The following is a 4,042-nucleotide window of genomic DNA, read 5'->3' as shown; positions in this document are numbered from 1 at the left end:
TGAGATGAACTAGAAAAGGACATTTTCAAATACTCCGAAACCTAATTTAATTTTGGTACTAACGCCCTGTTAAGGTGTGAGCAACGCAATACCGAAGCTCCCGCATACCACCTTAAACACTAAACGCAACGCATAGTGAAAATGCCAAGCGTTGCGAATCACTCTTAAACAGTTTGTTAGCCGCTCATTCCCAAAGGTTATTGCTTGCTCAATAGGAACTTACGCAAGTCTCTCTCAGCACGCATAACAAACAGAATAAATACTTTTTCGCCGTCTTGTTTATAGAAAACGCGGCACGGATTAACTACAACTTCACGATAGCTTAGGTGTTCTAGTTCAGGCGGAATGCGACCCGATTCAGGGAAAGCCTCTAAGCGCTCGACTTTAGAAAAGATCGTTTGAACCAATTGTTTTGCAGCTACGATATTTTCAAGTGCGATGTATTCAGCGATATCATTGAGGTCGGATAGCGCTGGCTCAGTCCAGATTATTTCAGCCATTTTGACATTTTGTCCTTGGCTTCATAGTGACTCACCACTTTACCGTCCGCTAATGCACGTTCACCTCGTGCAATCCCCTCCAGAATCGCCAAACGATTTTGCATAAACTCGTAATCATCAACATCAACCAGATATGCCGATGGCTTACCATGTTCGGTAATTAACACTGGTTCTTTAGTGTCGTGGAGATCGGCAAGGATTTTTGTTGCTTGACGTTTGAGTGATGTAACTAGTTCTACTTTCATGAGAGCTGCTCCAAAGGAATACTATAGTGATACTATTCTATCACTTTGAGTATAGCAAGCTCCATGACGGCTAACGCCTTGTTAAGGTGTGAGGCACGCAATACCGAAGCTGCCGCATACCACCTTAACCACTAAAACTAACGCATAGCAAAAATGCCACGCGTGCCGAATCACTCTTGAACAATTTGTTATGTGGCGAACTCAAGATGTGAGCAAATCGAATGATGAACCCCCAACTGTTTGATACGCCGTCACTTGTTTTTTATGCGCCTACTTGGTTGTTATGTGCGATGAAAATTAAAATTGAAAAGAAAATAGTAAGCCCGAACAGTGATATTTTACCTTTATGTTCTTGTGATTTAGTTTTATCAGGGAACCTACCAAGCGTGAGTAGTAACAAAGTTACTTTATCCAGAAAATAACATACAAACTCAACGAATACGTCGACCACTAGAAAGCCAATAACCTTATTAATCGTTCTAGAAACTGGTGTCAAAATTTCTTCTAAGATATCGGATATCACTCTTTCCTCCATAGACACATAACGCCGCGTTAAGTAGTGAGCAACGCTGACCACCAAACCTAAACCATTGTGCCGTAAACACTAAATTCAAAGCAAACCGAAAATGCCGAGCGTTGCGAATCTGTCTTAAACGCTTTGTTATGTGAATTTTTCATGCGCCCAAAAAAGGCAAATGTTTACGCTGCTGATAGGTTAAAGCTAACTCTATACAGGACTTGATTGCTGTCTCAGGTAACGGTTTCGACAGGGACAGAACTATTGCTCTGTTTCCCTGAAACACCAGTTCTTCACCATACAATTCTCGAAATGTATCAACTAGCTTAGTTTGGCAATTAAAGAACAGGTAATAATTATTAGGAGATTTCAGCTTCCAGTCCATTCTTAGAGGACTGCCTGTTTTTACACTATAGCTAGGTTCACCCCACTTTAGACTTTCATCGACTTCACCCAGATCCAAGTCAGATGCGATTTGAAAGACTAGATTTCGTAGTTCCTCAAGCCTAATACGAGCATTTTCCGGATATTCATCGAAGCGTTCTTTGGCTACCTTGTTCACTGGAACCTCCTATTCACATAACGCCAAATTAAGTAGTGAGCAACGCCACCACCTAGCCTAAACCATTGTGCCGTAAACATTAAAGCCGATTCAAACCGAAAATGCCAAGCGTTGCGAATCTGCTTGAATTTATTGTTAGTTTTTACTATTTCCACTGAGTTCAGCAATAACTTCACCTGGCGTGACAACACGTGTTAGCAAGTGAGTTATGGCTGGGCCGTCAATTGGTTCAAGAGCATAAACTGGTTTGCCGAGACCTAAAGCATAACCAATATCCATTGCTACACTTTTTCCGACGTAACCACCAAAATTTAGAATATAGGTAATGTCGGCTTCTCTAATGCGCTGTAAGCAACCATCAATACCATTAGCTTGAAGAGGCTCAGAAATAGTAGTTTCAATACCTGCATTGACCAACGTTTCTCGTATAGCCTGCATCTTTTCTAGATTCTTGAAACTACCAGCAACATAGACAGATTTACTCATACAACTTCCCTATTTTTGCGTAAATTTTGATGTAAACACTAACGCCCTGTTAAGGTGTGAGCAACGCAATACTGAAGCCCCTGCATACCACCTTAAACACTAAACGCCACGCATAGCAAAAATGCCAAGCGTTGCGAATCACTCTTAAACAGATTGTTATACGAAAAATATAACAATTGGGCTAAAAAGAAGTCCAATCCCCCAAACCATAAGGATTGTATATAATCCCAGTGATTGCACGGGACGGTCTTCGAAATCTAGCACCTTATCTAGATAATAAAATAGGCTTTTGTTTCTCTCATTTAGCTTTAGCAATACAATCGATATCATAAACATAAGTGATAGCATACTACTCAGGTATGCAGAACTAAAAATAATAACATACGCAATCCTTTGGGAAATTTGCGTTTGTTCACTTGACATAGCAATTTCTTCTGGATAAAGGAAAGTAGACTCTGAGCCCATAATGCCTGTTCCGAATGCAGTTAGTAAGCACAACCCAGCTATAAGAATGAATAAAACTCCAGATACAATCAGATCACTAAAATGAAGAAATAATATTTGCCGCATGCTTTCAACACGAGTCGATATCTTGAGTATTGTGCGGGACACCCAGACTGAAACAAAATCTCCTATACCATTGACGACTAGCACAAAAGTTATTGTTGGCAACGCTGTCTGAGAAAATTGTTCAAACAAGAAAAATGGATTGCTAAATACGTAAAGCACATACTTCTCTAGTCCGATGATAAAAACTTCAGTTAGAAAAATTAAAACACTCACATAAATTGTAGAAAGTAATAATGAGGCTACAAAGCATCTTATCGTGAGTTGCTTAGGGCCATATATTAAGTTGAATAAGCCATTTAGTATATGGGTCAATGAAATTGCAAAGCTGCCATTGCGTAGAGTATGAACCTTTGTTTTTATATTTTGTTCAACATTCTTGTTAATCGTCTCGGAAATATACTTAGTGATACTCCATATCGAAGCAGAGACCACCATCAAAAAAGTAATATATGCTGTCATACAAGCCTCCTTTTCGTATAACGCCGCGTTAAGTAGTGAGCAACGCTACCACTGAACCTCAACTATGGCACCGTAAACACAAAACTTAACCAAAACCAAAAATGCCACGCGTTGCGAATCTGCCTTAAACGCTTTGTTAAATTACTAACCAACCGATAGTTGCCATCAACAAGACTATTACAACACTCTGACCAATGATGATTCTATCCCTTATTAGACCTAACTTTCTTTCTAATGAGTACAATCTAGCATCCAACGCAGAAAAGTCATTGTGGGATAACTTGGTATTTAGGTTACTCTTTAACTCTCGATTTTCATCAGTAGCTTGGTCAGCATGATTCGCAATCAAACCGCCGCCAGCACCTGCTGTTGCAAATATCGCAATATCACCAATTATCTTGTGTTGCATTGTCAACTCACTCGGAATTACTACTATTTGAACTCCTCCCATAAAGAAGTAATGGAACCCAGCCCCAAATATAATCAGAAGTAGCCCCTTTTGAATCCGTGAATCTTGGTAATCCACAATGATAAAGAATGGCAATAAGAAAGCGGTAAATAACGCTGGAATTGTGAAGAAGGTATAATTATACAAGATGGAGGCGGGATATATAACCACACCGCAAAGAACTGAAAAAGCGAGTAATTTCTTTTGAAAACCATCTAATTTACTAAACATTGAAACTAAATCTACCCTTGTAAT

Annotated in this window: 6 protein-coding genes; all 6 read right to left on the bottom strand. The window is 39.5% G+C overall.

The window, feature by feature from the left end:
• Positions 1–197: 197 nt before the first annotated feature.
• A complete protein-coding gene (locus ACF8CV_RS10585; RefSeq protein ID WP_138937977.1) occupies positions 198–500 on the bottom strand; it encodes a type II toxin-antitoxin system RelE/ParE family toxin in 303 nt (100 codons plus the stop codon).
• Entirely contained in the window at positions 488–745 is a 258-nt protein-coding gene (locus tag ACF8CV_RS10580) for a type II toxin-antitoxin system Phd/YefM family antitoxin (protein WP_138937976.1), read from the bottom strand. Before ACF8CV_RS10580 ends, ACF8CV_RS10585 begins: the two co-directional genes overlap by 13 nt.
• Before the next feature lie 674 nt (positions 746–1,419).
• A complete protein-coding gene (locus ACF8CV_RS10575; protein ID WP_138937975.1) occupies positions 1,420–1,824 on the bottom strand; it encodes a DUF1801 domain-containing protein in 405 nt (134 codons plus the stop codon).
• 135 nt (positions 1,825–1,959) lie between these two features.
• Entirely contained in the window at positions 1,960–2,310 is a 351-nt protein-coding gene (locus ACF8CV_RS10570; protein ID WP_138937974.1) for a nucleotide pyrophosphohydrolase, read from the bottom strand.
• 156 nt (positions 2,311–2,466) lie between these two features.
• Entirely contained in the window at positions 2,467–3,339 is an 873-nt protein-coding gene (locus tag ACF8CV_RS10565) for a hypothetical protein (protein WP_138937972.1), read from the bottom strand.
• 136 nt (positions 3,340–3,475) lie between these two features.
• On the bottom strand, positions 3,476–4,042 hold a 567-nt coding region (locus tag ACF8CV_RS10560; RefSeq protein WP_392416830.1), incomplete at its 5' end, for a hypothetical protein.

This window comes from Vibrio sp. zbq_1 (assembly GCF_043102935.1).
Classification (GTDB): Bacteria; Pseudomonadota; Gammaproteobacteria; order Enterobacterales; family Vibrionaceae; genus Vibrio; species Vibrio parahaemolyticus.
This window is presented reverse-complemented; position numbering and strand designations above follow the sequence as displayed.

Excerpts from the sequence above, each read along its gene's own strand:
- ACF8CV_RS10585 (WP_138937977.1), bottom strand. The coding sequence starts at position 500 with ATGGCTGAAATAATCTGGACTGAGCCAGCGCTATCCGACCTCAATGAT.
- ACF8CV_RS10580 (WP_138937976.1), bottom strand. The coding sequence starts at position 745 with ATGAAAGTAGAACTAGTTACATCACTCAAACGTCAAGCAACAAAAATC.
- ACF8CV_RS10570 (WP_138937974.1), bottom strand. The coding sequence starts at position 2,310 with ATGAGTAAATCTGTCTATGTTGCTGGTAGTTTCAAGAATCTAGAAAAG.
- ACF8CV_RS10565 (WP_138937972.1), bottom strand. The coding sequence starts at position 3,339 with ATGACAGCATATATTACTTTTTTGATGGTGGTCTCTGCTTCGATATGG.